Source organism: Pseudomonas vanderleydeniana, assembly GCF_014268755.2.
In the GTDB taxonomy this organism is placed as follows: Bacteria; Pseudomonadota; Gammaproteobacteria; order Pseudomonadales; family Pseudomonadaceae; genus Aquipseudomonas; species Aquipseudomonas vanderleydeniana.
In genome coordinates this window covers 518,274-534,366 of sequence record NZ_CP077093.1, presented here as the reverse complement: position 1 = coordinate 534,366, position 16,093 = coordinate 518,274, and the positions used below count along the sequence as shown (strand labels likewise).

16 protein-coding genes are annotated in these 16,093 nt (G+C 65.5%); 14 read left to right on the top strand and 2 right to left on the bottom strand.

From position 1 onward, the window contains the following. The first annotated feature begins 296 nt into the window (after positions 1-296). The 12 genes from HU752_RS02390 to HU752_RS02335 all read left to right on the top strand — a co-directional run bounded on the left by HU752_RS02390 (position 297) and on the right by HU752_RS02335 (position 11,522). Positions 297-743, top strand: a complete 447-nt coding sequence (locus HU752_RS02390; protein WP_186683828.1) for a glycine zipper domain-containing protein — start codon at positions 297-299, stop codon at positions 741-743. A gap of 229 nt (positions 744-972) precedes the next feature. Beyond that, the gene (locus HU752_RS02385) at positions 973-1,875 is read left to right on the top strand and encodes a hypothetical protein (RefSeq protein ID WP_186683829.1); all 903 of its coding nucleotides are present in this window, start codon (positions 973-975) and stop codon (positions 1,873-1,875) included. A 464-nt stretch (positions 1,876-2,339) separates the two neighbouring features. Next, positions 2,340-3,446, top strand: coding sequence for a methyl-accepting chemotaxis protein (locus tag HU752_RS02380; protein WP_437182325.1), 1,107 nt, complete (start codon positions 2,340-2,342; stop codon positions 3,444-3,446). Positions 3,447-3,481: 35 nt separating this feature from the next. Further along, positions 3,482-3,847 carry a response regulator gene (locus HU752_RS02375; protein ID WP_186683831.1) on the top strand — a complete coding sequence of 122 codons (366 nt, stop codon included), beginning with the start codon at positions 3,482-3,484 and terminating at the stop codon, positions 3,845-3,847. A 6-nt stretch (positions 3,848-3,853) separates the two neighbouring features. Then, positions 3,854-4,171 carry an STAS domain-containing protein gene (locus HU752_RS02370; protein WP_186683832.1) on the top strand — a complete coding sequence of 106 codons (318 nt, stop codon included), beginning with the start codon at positions 3,854-3,856 and terminating at the stop codon, positions 4,169-4,171. Between the two features lie 4 nt (positions 4,172-4,175). After that, a complete protein-coding gene (locus HU752_RS02365; protein WP_186683833.1) occupies positions 4,176-6,206 on the top strand; it encodes a chemotaxis protein CheA in 2,031 nt (676 codons plus the stop codon). A gap of 2 nt (positions 6,207-6,208) precedes the next feature. Beyond that, positions 6,209-7,846, top strand: a complete 1,638-nt coding sequence (locus HU752_RS02360; RefSeq protein ID WP_186683834.1) for a methyl-accepting chemotaxis protein — start codon at positions 6,209-6,211, stop codon at positions 7,844-7,846. A gap of 10 nt (positions 7,847-7,856) precedes the next feature. Continuing rightward, complete coding sequence (locus HU752_RS02355; RefSeq protein ID WP_186683835.1) at positions 7,857-8,384, top strand: chemotaxis protein CheW; 528 nt, start codon at positions 7,857-7,859, stop codon at positions 8,382-8,384. Position 8,385: 1 nt separating this feature from the next. Next, complete coding sequence (locus tag HU752_RS02350; RefSeq protein ID WP_186683836.1) at positions 8,386-9,198, top strand: CheR family methyltransferase; 813 nt, start codon at positions 8,386-8,388, stop codon at positions 9,196-9,198. Beyond that, positions 9,195-9,686 (top strand): chemotaxis protein CheD, encoded by a 492-nt coding sequence (locus HU752_RS02345; RefSeq protein ID WP_186683837.1) that lies wholly within the window; start codon positions 9,195-9,197, stop codon positions 9,684-9,686. Before HU752_RS02350 ends, HU752_RS02345 begins: the two co-directional genes overlap by 4 nt. After that, positions 9,683-10,735: a protein-glutamate methylesterase/protein-glutamine glutaminase gene (locus HU752_RS02340; protein ID WP_186683838.1), complete on the top strand. Its 1,053-nt coding sequence runs from the start codon at positions 9,683-9,685 to the stop codon at positions 10,733-10,735. Before HU752_RS02345 ends, HU752_RS02340 begins: the two co-directional genes overlap by 4 nt. A gap of 130 nt (positions 10,736-10,865) precedes the next feature. Further along, on the top strand, positions 10,866-11,522 hold the full coding sequence (locus tag HU752_RS02335; protein ID WP_186683839.1) for a response regulator transcription factor: 657 nt from the start codon (positions 10,866-10,868) through the stop codon (positions 11,520-11,522). Here the strand turns inward: HU752_RS02335 and HU752_RS02330 are convergent. Then, on the bottom strand, positions 11,507-11,935 hold the full coding sequence (locus HU752_RS02330) for an acyl-CoA thioesterase (RefSeq protein ID WP_186683840.1): 429 nt from the start codon (positions 11,933-11,935) through the stop codon (positions 11,507-11,509). The genes HU752_RS02335 and HU752_RS02330 overlap by 16 nt on opposite strands. A gap of 11 nt (positions 11,936-11,946) precedes the next feature. Further along, positions 11,947-12,885, bottom strand: coding sequence for a phospholipase BipL (bipL, locus tag HU752_RS02325; RefSeq protein WP_186683841.1), 939 nt, complete (start codon positions 12,883-12,885; stop codon positions 11,947-11,949). A 111-nt stretch (positions 12,886-12,996) separates the two neighbouring features. On the opposite strand from bipL, the gene HU752_RS02320 reads away from it, so the two are divergent. Then, on the top strand, positions 12,997-13,575 hold the full coding sequence (locus HU752_RS02320; RefSeq protein ID WP_437182324.1) for a DUF6436 domain-containing protein: 579 nt from the start codon (positions 12,997-12,999) through the stop codon (positions 13,573-13,575). Between the two features lie 118 nt (positions 13,576-13,693). Then, positions 13,694-16,060 (top strand): penicillin acylase family protein, encoded by a 2,367-nt coding sequence (locus tag HU752_RS02315; RefSeq protein WP_186683843.1) that lies wholly within the window; start codon positions 13,694-13,696, stop codon positions 16,058-16,060. Positions 16,061-16,093 lie beyond the last annotated feature (33 nt).

The window sequence follows — 16,093 nt, the reverse complement described above, 5'->3', positions numbered from 1 at the left end:
TCGGTCAGCCGAATGCACACGGGCTCTCGGGACAACCGACAGCAGTTTCACAGGATGGGAAACGTTAGAGCGAAGGGAGGTCCTGGAAGCGCCGACAGGCTCTTCCAGAGCACGCGCGAAAGCGCTAAATGATGGGGTTCAAGTAGCTTCAGACCCTCTAAAACCAACTAAGTTCCCCATAAAAATCAGTAAGTTATATTTTTGTATACAAGTCGTGCTATTCGTCGGATTTCCGTTGTAAGCCCTCTGTCACAAGCCTCAGGATCGCGCCGTCATCCCTAGGAGGCTCCTCTCACATGAAGTTCTCGTCGATTCTCTTGTTGTCCCTGAGCCTGGCCAGTGGCCTGGCTTGCGCCGGTGGTACCACCGAGGCCGGTATCGGCGGCGCATTGGGTGGTGTGCTCGGTTCGGCGGTCGGCCAGTCGCTGGGCGGCAACACCGGTTCGACCATCGGTGCGGCCCTCGGCGGCGCAGGCGGCAGTGCGGTCGGCGCGGACAAACGCAGCCGTGGCGAAGCGGCGATCGGCGGTGCCCTGGGCGCGGCCGGCGGCAACGTGATCGGCCGCAGCATGGGCGGCACCACCGGCAGCCTGATCGGTGCTGCAGCCGGCGGCGGCGCAGGTGGCGCGCTGGGCAACTACATGGGCAACTCCAGCGACCGCGAGGATCGCCACTACCGCGAAGGCCATCGTGGCCGCGGTCACGCCTACGGTCATCGCAAGCATCGTCACTGGCGCGACTGAGCCACCTCAGCGGGGAATGCCGCAACGGCATTCCCCTGGCCCCTCCCACCGGCCAATGCAGAAAACCCGCAGTAAAACCTCCCAACCATGCAGATTGCATGGGACTCAGATCCCACTCATTGCTCAAGCCCTTGATTTTGTTGCCTGTTCGATAGAAGAGGACTTGGCACATCCGCTGCTATCTCTCCAGTGAAGGCTGTAGGTCTCTCACTCATGGAGCACAACAACAATGATCGGGAACGCTGAAATTCATCCTGCCGCATTGCATGACTCATCGAATCACTCGGGAGTCTCCTGGGCGGCGATCTTCGCCGGAGCGGCCGCGGCCGCCGCACTGTCCCTGCTGTTGCTCATGCTCGGTTCCGGGCTGGGTTTTTCCGCCATCTCACCCTGGTCGGGCGAAGGCATCAGCGCCAAGGGCCTGGGTATCTGGGCGATCATCTGGCTGGCCCTGACACAGATCCTTGCCTCGGGCATGGGGGGTTATCTCGCCGGCCGCCTGCGGGTGAAGTGGGCCAACGTGCATGGCGATGAAGTCTATTTCCGGGATACCGCCCACGGGTTCCTTGCCTGGGCCGTCGCCACCCTGTTGATGGCCGCGCTGGCGGCCGGCTCCCTCAGTGGAATCGTCGGCGGTGGGGTCAAGGCCGGGGCTAGCGTGGCCTCCGGTGCCACGAGCACACTCGGCGGTACTGCCAGCCAGGAAAACCGCTCCGACTACTTCATCGACCTGCTGTTTCGCGACGATCGTCCGGCAGCGGTGAGTGAGGACGCGGCCCATGCCACGGCGACACGGATCCTTGTCCACAACCTGGCCAACGGCCAACTGAGTGTCGAGGATCGCACCTATCTCGCCCAACTGGTGGCCCAGCGCACCAACCTCAGCCGGGTCCAGGCCGAACAGCGTGTGGACCAGGTCTACGCCCAGGCCCGCCAGGCCATCGACACCGCCAGGCAGGTAGCCGACCAGGCCGCCAAGGCCGCCGCGTGGTCGACCCTGTGGATGTTCATCGCGCTGCTGATCGGTGCGTTCTTCGCCAGCCTCGCCGCGACCTTCGGTGGCCGCCAGCGTGATGGCGTGGTCTACCTCCAAAGCCCCGATTACCCGACTCGCACCGCGCCCCTGCACTGATCCGAGGAGAATGAAAATGCGCTCACTTCTACTGTTCTTTCTGGGTGTACCGATCCCTGTGATCATCCTCATTGCACTGTTCGTGCATTGATCCTGGCACACGGCCTCCATCCCGGGGGCCGTTGTGCGTCTAGGCTCTACGCCTAAGCCAGCTGAAAACCTGCCGGGGACATGGCCGGCACGCCACCCCGGCGACCCGTGACTGCAACGCTTGTAACATTCTATTACATCCGAGCGCAGCAAAATGCCTTAGGGCTATTTCCTAGACAGCACAGGCTAGAGCCTTTGCACCGTGACCTCAGGGGCCTGCGCCAGCGCGGGAGAAGAGCCTCGATACCTGACCGAACGGTCATTTAAAGCGATCCATTTGCGCGGGAGAAACCACGGCTCCCGCCCAACTGGATTAAGGGTTATCCCGATACTGATATCAATATGCTACCGATATGATCCGCCCGACTTGAGCCATGCAATGGAAGCAGCGGATGTGGATGTATCTTGGAGTCTGGTTGGGAATCGCACTGAGCGCCAGCGGGCTCTTCCTGGCTCAACCCCTGCTCAATGGCGCCGGCCTGGCGCTGGTCGCCATCGCCGCCATCGCCCTGCAGATTGTCAAAACGTCGAACAATCCTCCCGTCACGACCCTTACGCCACAGCCTGATACCGTCACCGCACCTGCCGGGCTGCAGACCCTGCTGCCGGTGATCGCCCCGGCCTGGAACGATGGCATCGGCCAGAGCCGCCAACTGCTGCAAGCGAACATCAGCGAACTGTTCGAGCGCTTCGCCAGCATCGCCGCCCGCCTCGAGGGCGGCCTGCACAACTCCGAAGGTATCCTCGGCAACGGCGGCGTCGGCGAAAGCCTGCGCGACGCCAATGAACGGCTGCACGAAGTGACCCAGTCCTTCGAAGCCAGTAGCCAGCGCCAGCATGAACTGCTCGATACCATCAGCCACCTGGGCGACTACGCCAGCCAGTTGCAACAGATGGCCAAGCGCGTCCAGGAAATCGCCAACCAGACCAACCTGCTGGCCCTCAATGCCGCGATCGAGGCGGCCCGCGCCGGCGACTATGGCCGTGGCTTCTCGGTGGTCGCCGACGAGGTGCGCAAGCTCTCCACCCTGTCCGCCGAAACCGGCCAGGGCATGGACACCAAGGTCGGCGAGATCAACCACGCGATCCAGACCAGCATCACCGCCGCCGCCGAACTGGGCCACAGCGAACAGGCCAACCTCGACTTCCTCAACAACGCGGTGACCCAGGTCATGACGCGCCTGGGCGACAACCTGGACGAACTGACCTCGGCGTCGCGCCTGCTGCAACAGGATGCCCGCGAAACCCAGGCCGACATCCAGGCGATCATGGTCAACCTGCAGTTCCAGGACCGCGCCGACCAGATGCTCGACCATGTCCAGGTCGACCTCGCCCACCTGCTCGACGCCATCGAGCAGCAGGATCCCAGCCTCGACGCCCCGTCCGCCTGGCTCGAACGCCAGCGCCAGCGTTTCACCACCGACGAGGAGCGACAGGGTCGCTCCCAGGTGGCAGCCAGCGACGACGTGACCTTCTTCTAGTTTCCCCCGTTTTTCCCTTTGCAAGAGTGATGAACATGGCCAAGACCATCCTGATCGTCGACGACTCCCTGTCCATGCGCCAACTGGTGAAGATGAGCCTGACCGGTGCCGGCCACCAGGTCATCGAGGCCTGCGACGGCCGTGATGCCCTGAACAAGCTGACCGGGCAGAAGATCAACCTGATCATCAGCGACGTGAACATGCCCAACCTCGACGGCATCGGCCTGGTGAAGGAGGTCAAGGCGCGCAACGAATACCGCTTCACGCCGATCATCATGCTCACCACCGAAAGCGAGCAGTCGAAGAAGGCCGAAGGCCAGGCCGCCGGCGCCAAGGCCTGGATCGTCAAGCCGTTCCAACCGCAGCAACTGCTGGCGGCCGTCGAAAAACTGCTGGGATAACCCGCCATGTTCTCGCTGACTCCCGCTGCCAATGGCCTGCCCGCGCAACTGCGCCTGCAGGGCGACCTGACCCTCTACGAAGTCAGCATGGCGCGCGAGCAACTGCTCGGCCTGCTGCCATTGCCCCCGGGGCCCTGGCAACTGGACCTGGCAGGCCTGAACGAACTGGACAGCGCCGGCGCGCAATTGCTGCTGGCGATCCAGCGGGCGCTGTCGTCCATCGACCACCCGGCCACCGTCAGCCAGGTCTCGGAGCCCGTTCGGGAGCTGTTGACGCTGCTGAACCTGGAATCGCTGTACCCCGCCATCCCGACCGAGGCTTGACTGCATGCTCAGTGGCGAACAATGGAACCAATTGCTGCTGGGCTTTCTCAGCGAAGGACGTGACCTGCTCAAGGATGCCGAGGACAGCCTGCTGCGCCTGGAAACCCGCCCCGGCGACCAGGACGCGGTCAACAGCCTGTTCCGCGCCGTACACACGCTCAAGGGCTCGGCCGGGATCTTCTCGCTGACACCGCTGGTCAACCTCACCCATCACCTGGAAAGCCTGCTGATGTCGGTGCGCGACGGCCAGCGCGAGCTGACCCCGGCGCTGACCTCGCTGATGCTCAACTGCATGGACGAGCTGAACGCGATGATCGAACGCGTCGACCCCGACAGCGGCCTGCTCGACGTCGACGAGGCGCGACAGGCCCCGCTGCTGGCGGCGCTGTTCGAGGCCCAGGGCAGCACGCCGGACGAGCCTGGGCAGGACCTGGCGCAGGACACGGCGGCTACGCCAGCAGACCAGATCACCTGGCAGGTCTCGATCCGCTTCTCCGAGGAGCTGTTTCGCAACGGTTTCGACCCGGCGGCCTTCCTGCGCTATCTCAGGAAGCTCGGCGAGATCCGCGCGCTGCAGACCCGCAGCGACGCGCTACCGGCCCTCGATCGGCTGGACCCGGAAACCTGCCACCTGGGGTTCGATTTCCAGTTGCTCACGGCCGCCAGCCAGGTCGAAATCGAAGACGTCTTCGAATTCATCCAGGACTTCTGCGAGCTGCAACTGACCCCCCAGTCGCCACCCGTCACCGCACCGAGCGAAGCCTCCACCGTGCCGAGGCCAAGTGTGGAACCGAGCGCGCCGAAAGCCGCCGCCAGCCGTGACCGCCGCAGCCTCGACACAACGATGGTCAAGGTCGCCGCGCACAAGCTCGACGAGTTGATCAACCTGGTCGGCGAGCTGGTGATCAGCACCGCCAGTGCCCAGATGCAGGTCCGGCGCAGCAGCGACAGCGGTTGCATGGAAGCCACCCAGGCGGTGCACCAGCACGTCGAGCAGATCCGCGAAGCGGCATTGAAACTGCGCATGGTGGAGGTTGGCGAGACCTTCAACCGTTTCCACCGGGTGGTCCGTGACGTCAGCCAGGAACTGGGCAAGAACATCCAGCTGAGCCTGCTCGGTGGCGAAACCGAGCTGGACAAGTCGGTGATCGACAAGATCGCCGACCCCCTGACCCACCTGGTACGCAACGCCATCGACCACGGCATCGAGTCGGCGGCCGAACGCCTGGCCGTCGGCAAGCCGGCCGAGGGCAACCTGCGTCTCAACGCCTACCACGACTCCGGCATGATCGTGCTCGAAGTCAGTGACGACGGGCGCGGCCTGAACACCGAGCGGATTCTTGCCAAGGCAATCGACAAGGGCCTGGTCGACCCGGACGCCCAGCTCAGCGCCCAGGACATCCACCTGCTGATCTTCGAGGCCGGGTTCTCCACCGCCGAGCAGGTCTCCAACCTCTCCGGCCGCGGAGTCGGCATGGACGTGGTCCGCAGCGCCATCGACCAGTTGCGCGGGGTGATCGAGATCGACTCGGTCGCAGGCACGGGCTGCACCTTCCGTATCCGCCTGCCGCTGACCCTGGCGATCATCGACGGCTTCCAGGTCGGTGTCGGCCAGGACAACTTCGTCATTCCGCTGGACATGGTCACCGAGTGCATGGAAGCCGGCCCCGAATGGCTGCAACAGGGCCAGGGCTACCTCAGCCTGCGCGGCAAGCCCCTGCCGTGCATCGCCCTCGACCGGCACTTCGGCCTACCGCCCAGCAGCGCCCGGCGGCGCAACATCGTCGTGGTCAGCCAGGGCCGCCAGCAGGCCGGGTTGATCGTCGACCAGCTACTCGGCGAACTGCAGACCGTGATCAAGCCCCTCGGCCAGATGTTCCAGCACCTGCGCGGCATCAGCGGCTCGACCATCCTGGGCTCCGGCCAGGTCGCGCTGATCCTCGACATCGCCAGCCTCCTGCGCCATTTGCAGGCCCCGGTCGACACCGTGGCTGCCTCGATTCCCACCCCCTTGCCCAGCCTTTCAGGAGAGTGACCATGCAGTTCGTTCGCAACATGAAGATAGGCATACGGCTGACCGCAGGCTTTCTGCTGTTGCTGGTATTGACCGCCGTCATCGGCGTGATCGGCATCCGCAACCTGTCCCAGGTCGACGACCTGTCGGACCGCATGTACGACCGTGACCTTACCGGCCTGAGCCAGGTGCAGGAGGCCAATATCCAGCTGATCGTCGCCGGCCGCGCCATGCGCCACAGCCTGCTGGCGACCAGCGCGGCGGGGCGTGAACAGGCCGCCAAGCAGGCTCGCGAGGCCCTGGAGCAGACCCGCAAGCTGATGGCCGAAGCGCGCAAGTCCTTCATCACCAAGGAAGGCCTGGCACAGATCGACCAGATCGAGGCGCCGCTCAAGGAATACGAAAGCGTCGTCCTGCAGATCCTCGGCACCCACCAGCAATCCGGCCAGCTGCAGGAAACCAGCGACGTCACCGAGCTGCTGCCCAAGGCCGTCAGCAGCAGCGACGTGGTCGATCAGCTGATGGGCGTGGTCACTCAGGGCAAGCGCGAGCGGGCCGCCCAGGCCAACCAGCAGATCAGCGACATCGCCGCCGACTCGCGGACCCAGATGATCATCCTGATCGTCGTCGCGAGCCTGCTCGGCATGCTGATCGGCGTCCTGGTCACCCGTAGCATCACCCGCCCGCTCAACGGTGCCGTGGAGGCGGCCAATCGCATGGCCGCCGGCGACCTCAGCCAGGACCTGCAGGTGACCCGCCAGGACGAGACCGGCCAGTTGCTGGCCGCCATGCAGAACATGACCGTGCGCCTGCGCAACATCCTCGGCGACGTGCGCAGCGCCGCCGACTCACTGTCCTCGGCCTCGGAGCAGGTCAGCTCGACCTCGCAGTCCCTCAGCCAGGCCGCCAACGAGCAGGCCGCCAGCGTCGAGCAGACCAGCGCCTCGGTCGAGCAGATGTCCGCCTCCATCGCGCAGAACACCGAGAGCGCCAAGATCACCGACGGCATCGCCGGCAAGGCCGCCAACGACGCCCAGCAGGGCGGCGGTGCGGTCGGTGACACGGTACTGGCGATGAAACAGATCGCCGACAAGATCAGCATCATCGACGACATCGCCTATCAGACCAACCTGCTCGCGCTCAACGCCGCCATCGAGGCGGCCCGGGCCGGCGAGCATGGCAAGGGCTTCGCGGTGGTGGCCGCCGAAGTGCGCAAGCTGGCCGAACGCAGCCAGGTGGCGGCCCAGGAAATCGGCCAGGTCGCCTCCAGCAGCGTCCACCTGGCCGAACAGGCCGGGCGCCTGCTCAACGAAATCGTGCCGAACATCCAGAAGACCTCCGACCTGGTCCAGGAAATCACCGCCGCGTCCCAGGAGCAGAGTGGCGCCGCCGGGCAGATCAACATCGCCATGGGCCAGATGAACCAGATCACCCAGCAGAACGCCTCCGCCTCCGAAGAACTGGCGGCCACCGCCGAGGAAATGAACGCCCAGGCCGGGCAATTGCAGGAGCTGATCGGCTTCTTCCGTTTCGAGCAAGAGTCCGCCAGCGCCCCGCGACCACAGCCGCGCGGCCACGACGGCTACTCGTTCAACGGCCCACGCGATGGCTTCAAGAGCCGCGCAACGATCGACGAAGGCCAATTCGTGAGCTTCAACTGAGGGCCGGATCATGACAGCAAGCCTGAGCCGTGACCTCGTCCCCCTGCCCGATGCCCCACCGGCGTCGAGCATCCAGCACCTGTCGTTCCGGGTGCGCCAGGCCGCCTATGCGGTACCCATCGACCTGGTGCGCGAGATCATCGAATACGGCGACATCACCGCCGTACCGATGATGCCGGCGTTCATCCACGGGGTGATCAACCTGCGCGGCAACGTCGTGCCGGTGCTGGACCTGGCGGCGCGCTTCGGCTTCGAAGCGACGGCCGCCGGCAAGCGCACCTGCATCGTCATCATCGAACTGGACCTGGCAGACTTCAGCCAGCGCATCGGCCTGGTGGTCGACGCGGTGGACGCCGTGCTCGACATCGACCCGCAGCAGGTGGTCGCCGCGCCGACCTTCGGCGCCGGCATCCGCACCGACTTCATCGCCGGCATGGCCCGTGGCGAGCTGGGCTTCACGATCATCCTGAACATTGCGCAAGTGTTGTCCCTGGAAGACATCCGCCAGCTCAGCCTGGCCGCGGCCCAGGGTCTCTGAGATGTCCAGCCAGCTCAAGCTGCCGACCCTCGGCGACAGCGAGTTCCGGCGCCTGCAGACGTTGATGGCCGAGGCCTCGGGGATCATCCTGGCGCCGAACAAGCGCCCCCTGGTGGCCGGGCGGCTGATGAAGCGCCTGCGCCACTACCGCCTCGACAACTACGCCAGCTACCTGCAACTGCTCGACCAGCCGGCCTACCTCAAGGAGCGGCGGCTGGTGGTGGACCTGCTGACCACCAATGAAACCTATTTCTTCCGCGAGCACCCGCACTTCGATTTCCTCGGCAGCTGGCTCAGCGGCCGCAAGGGCCCGCTGAAGTGCTGGAGCGCCGCCTGCTCGTCCGGTGAAGAGCCCTACAGCCTGGCGATGGTGATCCAGGAACACCTGCGCAGCGGCGACTGGTCGATCCTGGCCAGCGACCTCAGCCTGAGCATGCTGGAGAAGGCCGCCGAAGGCATCTACGACATGGCCCAGGCCAAGTACTTCCCCCAGGGCTGGCTGCAACGCCACTGCCTGAGCGGGGTCGGCGACATGCGCGGGCGTTTCCGGGTCCAGGCGGCCCTGCGCGAGCGGGTCAGCCTGCGCGAGATCAACATCGTCCAGCCGCTGCCCGAAGGGCTCGGTACGTTCGACGTGATCTTCCTGCGCAACGTGCTGATCTATTTCAACAACGAGGAAAAGCAGCGCATCGTCCAGCGCCTGGTCAGCCAGTTGCAGCCAGGTGGCCTGCTGTTCATCGGTCATGCGGAAAGCATCCACGGCTTCGACCTGCCGCTGCGCCTGCTCAACCCCTCGGTCTACGAACGCCTATGAATCCGCCGCTCTTCCTGCGCCCCGGCGACTACTTCTTCGGTCAACACCAGGGCATGGTCACCACCCTGCTCGGCAGTTGCGTGTCGATCATCCTCTGGCATCCGCGCTGGCGCCTGCTGGCGGTCTCGCATTACCTCCTGCCCAGCGACCCGAGCGCCCGCAACGGCCTCGACACCCGCTACGGCGAAGGCGTGTTCCAGCGGATCCAGGCCGACATGCAACGCCACGGTACCCACCCCGGCGAGTACCGCAAGGGCATCTTCGGCGGCGGCAGCCTGGTGCGCTTCGAAGGCCCGCGCGGGCGCAGGATCGGCCACAGCAACAGCACCTTCGCCCGCGAGCAGTTCAACCGGCGCAACTGGGCCGTCGATCACTGCGACCTCGATGGCCAGCACTACCGGCGCCTGCACATCGACGGCAGCAGCGGCGTGATCGACTGCCAGCGCAACAGCGTGCAGCCCCCGCTGCCGGGGGGGCGCCCACGATGATCCGGGTGTTTATCGTCGACGACTCGGCCCTGGTACGCCAGGTCCTGACCCAGTGCCTGGACAGCCATCCGAACATCAAGGTGATCGGCCAGGCCGCCGACCCGCTCTATGCCATCGACAAGATGCGCCGCGACTGGCCGGATGTGCTGATCCTGGACGTGGAAATGCCACGCATGGACGGCCTGACCTTCCTGCGCCAGATCATGGCCGAGCGGCCGACCCCGACGCTGATCTGCTCGACCCTGACCGAGCAGGGTTCGGCGGTGAGTGTCGAGGCCCTGGCAGCTGGCGCCGTCGGGGTCTTCACCAAGGCCCGCCTGGGGCTGCGCCAGAGCCTGGAACAGCTATCCGGCGAACTGATCCGCAAGGTCGAGGAGAGCGCCCGGGCGCGGCCCATGGCCCTTCGCCACAGCCCGCCTGCCGCAGAATCGGCAACCATGGTGCCTCCTGCGACGGTGCTCAGGACCACGGACCGGGTGGTCGCCCTGGGTTGCTCCACGGGCGGGACCCAGGCACTGGAATTCATTCTCAGGCAATTGCCACGTGACTGCCCGGGGATTGTCATCGTTCAACACATGCCGGAGAAGTTCACCGCCGATTTTGCCCGGCGTCTGGACAAGCTGTGCCAGATCGAAGTCCGCGAGGCCAGGCACCTGGATCGCGTCCACAGTGGCCTGGCACTGCTCGCTCCCGGAGGTTTGCACATGCAGCTCAAACGCAGTGGCGCGCACTATCAGGTCGAGGTACTCGACGGCCCACCGGTCAATCGGCACAAACCTTCGGTGGATGTCCTGTTCCGTTCGGTGGCACGCCAGGCCGGCGCCAACACGCTGGGCGTCATCATGACCGGCATGGGCGACGACGGCGCGCGTGGCCTGTTGGCCATGCGTGACAGCGGCGCCACCACGATCGCCCAGGACGAAGCCAGCTGCGTGGTGTTCGGCATGCCCAAGGAAGCCATTCGGCTGGGGGCGGCACAGGCAGTCGAGCCCCTGGCGAAACTGCCGAAACTGATCCAGCTCTTCGGTGACAGCAACCGCCACGGCTGACCCGGGCCTGCGGCAGCTGTGGACTCCCCTCTGTATCGAGGTAGACCCCGGGTTGCAATCCGGACACGAAAAACCGCAGCAGGCCCACTGGCCTGCTGTGCCCTTTCCCTTGCGCCATGGGCTAGAGCTTATGCTTTGTCGAATACTGCTTGCCGACGATTACCCGCTGTTTCGTGCAGGCATGCGGGCTTTGCTGGAAAAACAACAAGAATACGAAGTCGTCGGTGAAGCAGGCGATGGCCAGGCCGCCATCGAACTAGCCTCCCGGCTCAAGCCGGATATCGTGCTGCTGGACATGTCGATGGAGCGCATGAACAGTGTCGCCGCGCTCAAGGAGCTGGCCCTGCGCGCCCCGCGCAGCAAGGTGCTGATGCTGTCGATGCACACCGACACGCATTTCGTGATGAAGTGCCTGCAACTGGGCGCCCACGGCTTCCTGCTGAAAACCGCGACGGTGCTGGAACTGGAGCTGGCGCTCAAGGCCCTGCGCCACGGTGGCCAGTACCTGTCTTCGGCGGTGGTGCCACTGGTGGTCAACCAGGCGGTCAGGCAAAGCCAAGAACCGCCGGCCAGAAGCAGTCAGGTCGCGCTGACCGCACGCCAGCTGGAAATCCTCCGGCTGATCGCCCGGGGCGAGACCACCCGCTCCATCGCCGTCGGTCTCAACCTGAGCGTCAAGACCGTGGAAGCCCACCGCTCGCAGATCATGCACCGGCTGCGCATTCACGATATCGCCGGGCTGGTGCTGTTCGCGGTGCGCGAAGGGATCATTCAGATCAACGATTGAAGGGCGCTGCGCAGGCCCTCGGGAATCGACACCGGCTGGTTGCTCGCACGCTCGACGAACACGTGGACGAAGCGCCCGGCGGCACAGGCATCCTCTTCGCCGGCCTTGAACACCGCCAGCTCGTACTGCACCGAACTGTTGCCCAGCTTGCCGACCCGCAGGCCGATCTCCAGGCGCTCGGGGAAGGCCACCGAGGCGAAGTAGTCGCAGGCGGAGCTGACCACGAAACCGACCACCTCGCCATCGTGGATGTCCAGGCCACCCTGCTCGATCAGGAAGGTGTTCACCGCCGTGTCGAAAAAGCTGTAGTAGGTGACGTTGTTCACGTGACCGTAGACGTCATTGTCGTGCCAGCGGGTGATGATCGGCTGGAAATGGCGGTAATCGCCACGTTGTGGCAAACGGTCGGTCATGGAAGCCTCGCTCAGAAGTGGGCGCCGAGAAAGCTGAAATAGCGTTCGCGGTATTCGGGAAGTTCATTGGCCAGGTGATGCCGGGCCTGCGCCAGCATGAACACTTCAGGCTGGTCGAATTTGCGGCGCAGCACCGCCAGGTTGTGTTGCCAGTCGACGGTCATGTCGCCGTCCCCCTGGACGATCAACGGCCGGCGCGGGCTTGCCTGGGCGCCCTCGATACCTGGAATCCAGCGGGCCAGGGCACCGACCCAGGCGGTCGGCAGGCGCTGTGGCTGCAACGGGTCGGCCTGCAGGAACGGCATGAACGCCGGGTCATGGGTGTTCTCGCTGAAGCGTCGGGCAATGCCTTTGACGAACGGCCTGAGCAGGTAGTAGCTGAGCTTCGACCAACCCCAGGCCCGTGGCCGCACCAGCGGCGACAGCAGCACCACCTGGCCCTGGGCCGGACTGTCCAGGCCATGCTTGAGCAGGTGGTCGACCACGATGGCGCCGCCGGTGCTCTGGCCGAACAGGTGCCAGGGCTGCGGCAGGTCCAGGGAGCGGGCTTCGTCGAACAGGCCCTGCAAGGCCCGCTGGTACTCGGCGAAGTCCTCGATGCTGGCCCGTTCGCCACTGGACAGGCCGTGTCCCGGCAGGTCGCAGGAAATCACCGCGAAACCGCGGTCCAGGGCCCAGTCGATAACGTTGCGGTACAGCCCCATGTGGTCGTAGAAACCGTGGAACAGGAACAGGGTCGCCACCGGGTTCTGGGGCAACCAGAGCTGGCTGACCAGGTCGAAGGTGCCACTGCGCAAGCTGCCGAGGCGACTGGTGAACGGCGTCGTGCGCGCCGGCAGGTCCAGCCCGTAGAAACGCTGGTAGGCCTGCGCCGCCGCTGACAACGGCTGCGCATCGGCCAGCGGGCGCAGGCTGGCGCGCAGGGCATCGGGGTCGAAGGTGGCGGGCATGAACGGCCTCCAGGCAAAAGTGCGGCAACGCCGAGGCGTTTTACTGATCTGCGATATTCTTCTGTCAGGGCAGGCATGGCAAGCTACGCGACCTTCGAGGACCCAATCGCCATGCTCCAGACGCGTCACAAGACATTCATCGCCAGCCTGCTGGCCGTGCTTTGCGCGGTGGGCCTGTGGCTGGCCTACGACTGGTTCCAGGGCCGCTATATCCGTGCCTTCAGCGACCAGACCGCACTGTTCGCCGGCGACCGGCTCAGCCTGCCGCCCACACTCGCCGGGCCGGGCCGGATCCGCCTGGTGCACTTCTGGGACCCGGCCTGCCCATGCAACGTCGGCAACCAGCAGCACCTGGGCGAACTGGTCGAACATTTCGCGCCCCTGGGCGTGGACTTCTACGCGGTACAGAAACCCGGCAGCCACGGCCAGTTGCCAGCCAACCTGCAAGCCATCCGGCCGCTGGCGGGGCTCCCGGGTGCCGAACACCTGACGGTCAGCCCGGCGGTAGCGATCTGGGACCGCAACGGCCAGCTGGCCTATTTCGGCCCCTACAGCCAGGGCGCCACCTGCAACTCCGGCAACAGCTTCATCGAGCCGATCCTGCAGGCCCTCAGCGAAGGCCGCCCGGTGCACGCCACCCACAACATGGCCGTGGGCTGCTATTGCCCCTGGCAGGAACCCGGGCAATGACCAAGGCAAACCGGACTTTTCAGGGTAATCGGCGATTTGCGCGATGCATCCGCCGGCCCGGGTGTGCTACATGTTAGCGGCTCAGAACCGGTAGTCCGCCCTGCACAAGGAACCCCGCATGAAACGCAGCCTGACCGTTCTCGCTGTCCTGATCGCCGCCGTGGCCGCCGGAGGGACCTGGTACGTCCAGGGCAAGCTGCCGACACGCCAGGGCCAGGTCACGCTGGGCAACCTGCAGGGACCGGTCACCGTGCGCTACGACGAGCGTGGCGTGCCGCACATCCGCGCCGAATCCGAGACCGACCTGTACCGCGCCCTGGGCTACGTGCATGCCCAGGACCGACTGTTCCAGATGGAAATCGTCCGGCGCCTGGCCCGGGGCGAGCTGTCCGAGGTCCTCGGGCCCAAGACCCTGGACACCGACAAGCTGTTCCGTAGCCTGCGCATCCGCGAGCACGCCGACCAGTACGTGGCCCGGCTGGATCGCCAGTCCGCCGCCTGGAAGGCCCTGCAGGCCTACCTGGACGGGATCAACCAGTACCAGGCCAGCCACGCCAGGCCGGTCGAGTTCGACGTGCTGGGTATCCAGCCGCGGCCGTTCACCGCCGAAGACACCATCAGCATTGCCGGCTACATGGCCTACAGCTTCGCCGCCGCATTCCGCACCGAGCCGCTGCTGACCTACGTCCGCGACCAGTTGGGCGCCGACTACCTCAAGGTGTTCGACCTGGAGTGGCGCCCGCAGGGCATGCTCGGTTCGCCGACGCCGCTGGCCGAAGCCGACTGGAAGGGGCTGGGCGCCCTCGCCCGGGTCAGCGAGCAGGCCCTGCGCGACGCCGGCGTGCCACAGTTCGAGGGCAGCAACGCCTGGGCGGTGTCCGGCAGCCGGACCAAGAGCGGCAAGCCCTTGCTGGCCGGCGATCCACACATCGCCTTCTCGACCCCGTCGGTGTGGTACGAGGCGCAACTGTCGGCACCGAACTTCGAGCTCTATGGCTACCACCAGGCACTGGTGCCATTCGCCTTTCTCGGCAACAACCAGGCCTTCGGCTGGAGCCTGACCATGTTCCAGAACGACGACCTGGACCTGATCGCGGAGAAGACCAATCCGGACAACCCCAACCAGGTCTGGTACCACGGCCAGTGGGTCGAGATGACCCGCAGCGAACAGCAGATCGCGGTCAAGGGCCAGGCGCCGGTCACCTTCACCCTGCTGCGCTCGCCCCATGGCCCGATCGTCAACGACGTGCTCGGCGCCCATGCCGGAACCAGGCCGATCGCCATGTGGTGGGCCTTTCTCGAAACCCCGGACCCGATCCTGCAAGGCTTCTACGATCTCAACCGCGCCGACACCCTGGACAAAGCCCGCGACGCGGCCACGCAGATCCAGGCCCCTGGCCTGAACCTGATGTGGGCCAATGCCAAGGGCGATATCGGCTGGTGGGCCGCCGCGCTACTGCCCAAGCGGCCGGATGGGGTCAACCCGGCCTTCATCCTCGACGGCAGCACCGGCGAGGCGGACAAGGACGGCTACTACCCGTTCAGTGCCAACCCGCAGGAGGAAAACCCGCCGCGTGGCTATATCGTCTCGGCCAACACCCAGCCGGCCTCCCCCACCGGCATGGTCATCCCCGGCTACTACAACCTGGCCGATCGCGGCCAGCAATTGAACCGGCAGTTGGCCGACAACAGCGTGCGCTGGAGCGTGGAAAACAGCCAGAAACTGCAACTGGGCACCACCACCGACTATGGCCCGCGGCTGCTCAAGCCGCTGCTGCCCGCCCTGCGCGCAGCGGCGAAGGACCCGGCCGAACTCAAGCTGGTGGAACAGTTGGCGACGTGGAAGGGTGACTACCCGATGAGCTCCACCAGCGCCACGCTGTTCAACCAGTTCCTCTACGAACTGGCGCGTGCCGCGATGCACGACAAGCTGGGCGACGATTACTTCAACACCCTGATCACCACCCGCGTGGTGGACGCCGCGTTGCCCCGCCTGGCGGCCGATGAGACATCCCCATGGTGGAACGGCAATCGCAACGAGGTGGTCAAACGCGCCTGGCAGGCGACCCTGGCCCACCTCAGGAGCACCTACGGCGACAACAGCGGTGGCTGGGTCTGGGGCAAGGCCCACACACTGACCCACGGCCACCCGCTGGGCCGGCAGAAGCCGCTGGACAAGCTGTTCAACGTCGGACCGTTCGATGCCCCGGGCACCCACGAAGTGCCGAACAACCTCTCGGCGAAAATCGGCCCGGCCCCCTGGCCCGTGACCTATGGCCCCTCGACCCGGCGCCTGATCGACTTCGCCGACCCGGACCACAGCCTGACCATCAACCCGGTGGGCCAGAGCGGGGTACTGTTCGACAAGCACTACAGCGACCAGGCCGAGACCTATGTCGAGGGCGGCTACGAGCAAGTGCACATGAACGAGGTCGAGGTGTCGGCCAATACCCGCAGCGTGTTGAAGCTGGTACCGGGCAAGTAGTCAGACCGCGGCGCACCGTTCGTGGATGAATCC

Bases quoted from the DNA above. Each gene is read 5' to 3' on its own strand.
- HU752_RS02370 (WP_186683832.1), top strand. From the start codon at position 3,854: ATGTTCTCGCTGACTCCCGCTGCCAATGGCCTGCCCGCGCAACTGCGC.
- HU752_RS02345 (WP_186683837.1), top strand. From the start codon at position 9,195: ATGAATCCGCCGCTCTTCCTGCGCCCCGGCGACTACTTCTTCGGTCAA.
- HU752_RS02350 (WP_186683836.1), top strand. From the start codon at position 8,386: ATGTCCAGCCAGCTCAAGCTGCCGACCCTCGGCGACAGCGAGTTCCGG.
- HU752_RS02340 (WP_186683838.1), top strand. From the start codon at position 9,683: ATGATCCGGGTGTTTATCGTCGACGACTCGGCCCTGGTACGCCAGGTC.
- HU752_RS02360 (WP_186683834.1), top strand. From the start codon at position 6,209: ATGCAGTTCGTTCGCAACATGAAGATAGGCATACGGCTGACCGCAGGC.
- HU752_RS02385 (WP_186683829.1), top strand. From the start codon at position 973: ATGATCGGGAACGCTGAAATTCATCCTGCCGCATTGCATGACTCATCG.
- HU752_RS02335 (WP_186683839.1), top strand. From the start codon at position 10,866: ATGCTTTGTCGAATACTGCTTGCCGACGATTACCCGCTGTTTCGTGCA.
- HU752_RS02380 (WP_437182325.1), top strand. From the start codon at position 2,340: ATGCAATGGAAGCAGCGGATGTGGATGTATCTTGGAGTCTGGTTGGGA.
- HU752_RS02355 (WP_186683835.1), top strand. From the start codon at position 7,857: ATGACAGCAAGCCTGAGCCGTGACCTCGTCCCCCTGCCCGATGCCCCA.
- HU752_RS02365 (WP_186683833.1), top strand. From the start codon at position 4,176: ATGCTCAGTGGCGAACAATGGAACCAATTGCTGCTGGGCTTTCTCAGC.
- HU752_RS02315 (WP_186683843.1), top strand. From the start codon at position 13,694: ATGAAACGCAGCCTGACCGTTCTCGCTGTCCTGATCGCCGCCGTGGCC.
- HU752_RS02375 (WP_186683831.1), top strand. From the start codon at position 3,482: ATGGCCAAGACCATCCTGATCGTCGACGACTCCCTGTCCATGCGCCAA.
- bipL (WP_186683841.1), bottom strand. From the start codon at position 12,885: ATGCCCGCCACCTTCGACCCCGATGCCCTGCGCGCCAGCCTGCGCCCG.
- HU752_RS02390 (WP_186683828.1), top strand. From the start codon at position 297: ATGAAGTTCTCGTCGATTCTCTTGTTGTCCCTGAGCCTGGCCAGTGGC.
- HU752_RS02320 (WP_437182324.1), top strand. From the start codon at position 12,997: ATGCTCCAGACGCGTCACAAGACATTCATCGCCAGCCTGCTGGCCGTG.
- HU752_RS02330 (WP_186683840.1), bottom strand. From the start codon at position 11,935: ATGACCGACCGTTTGCCACAACGTGGCGATTACCGCCATTTCCAGCCG.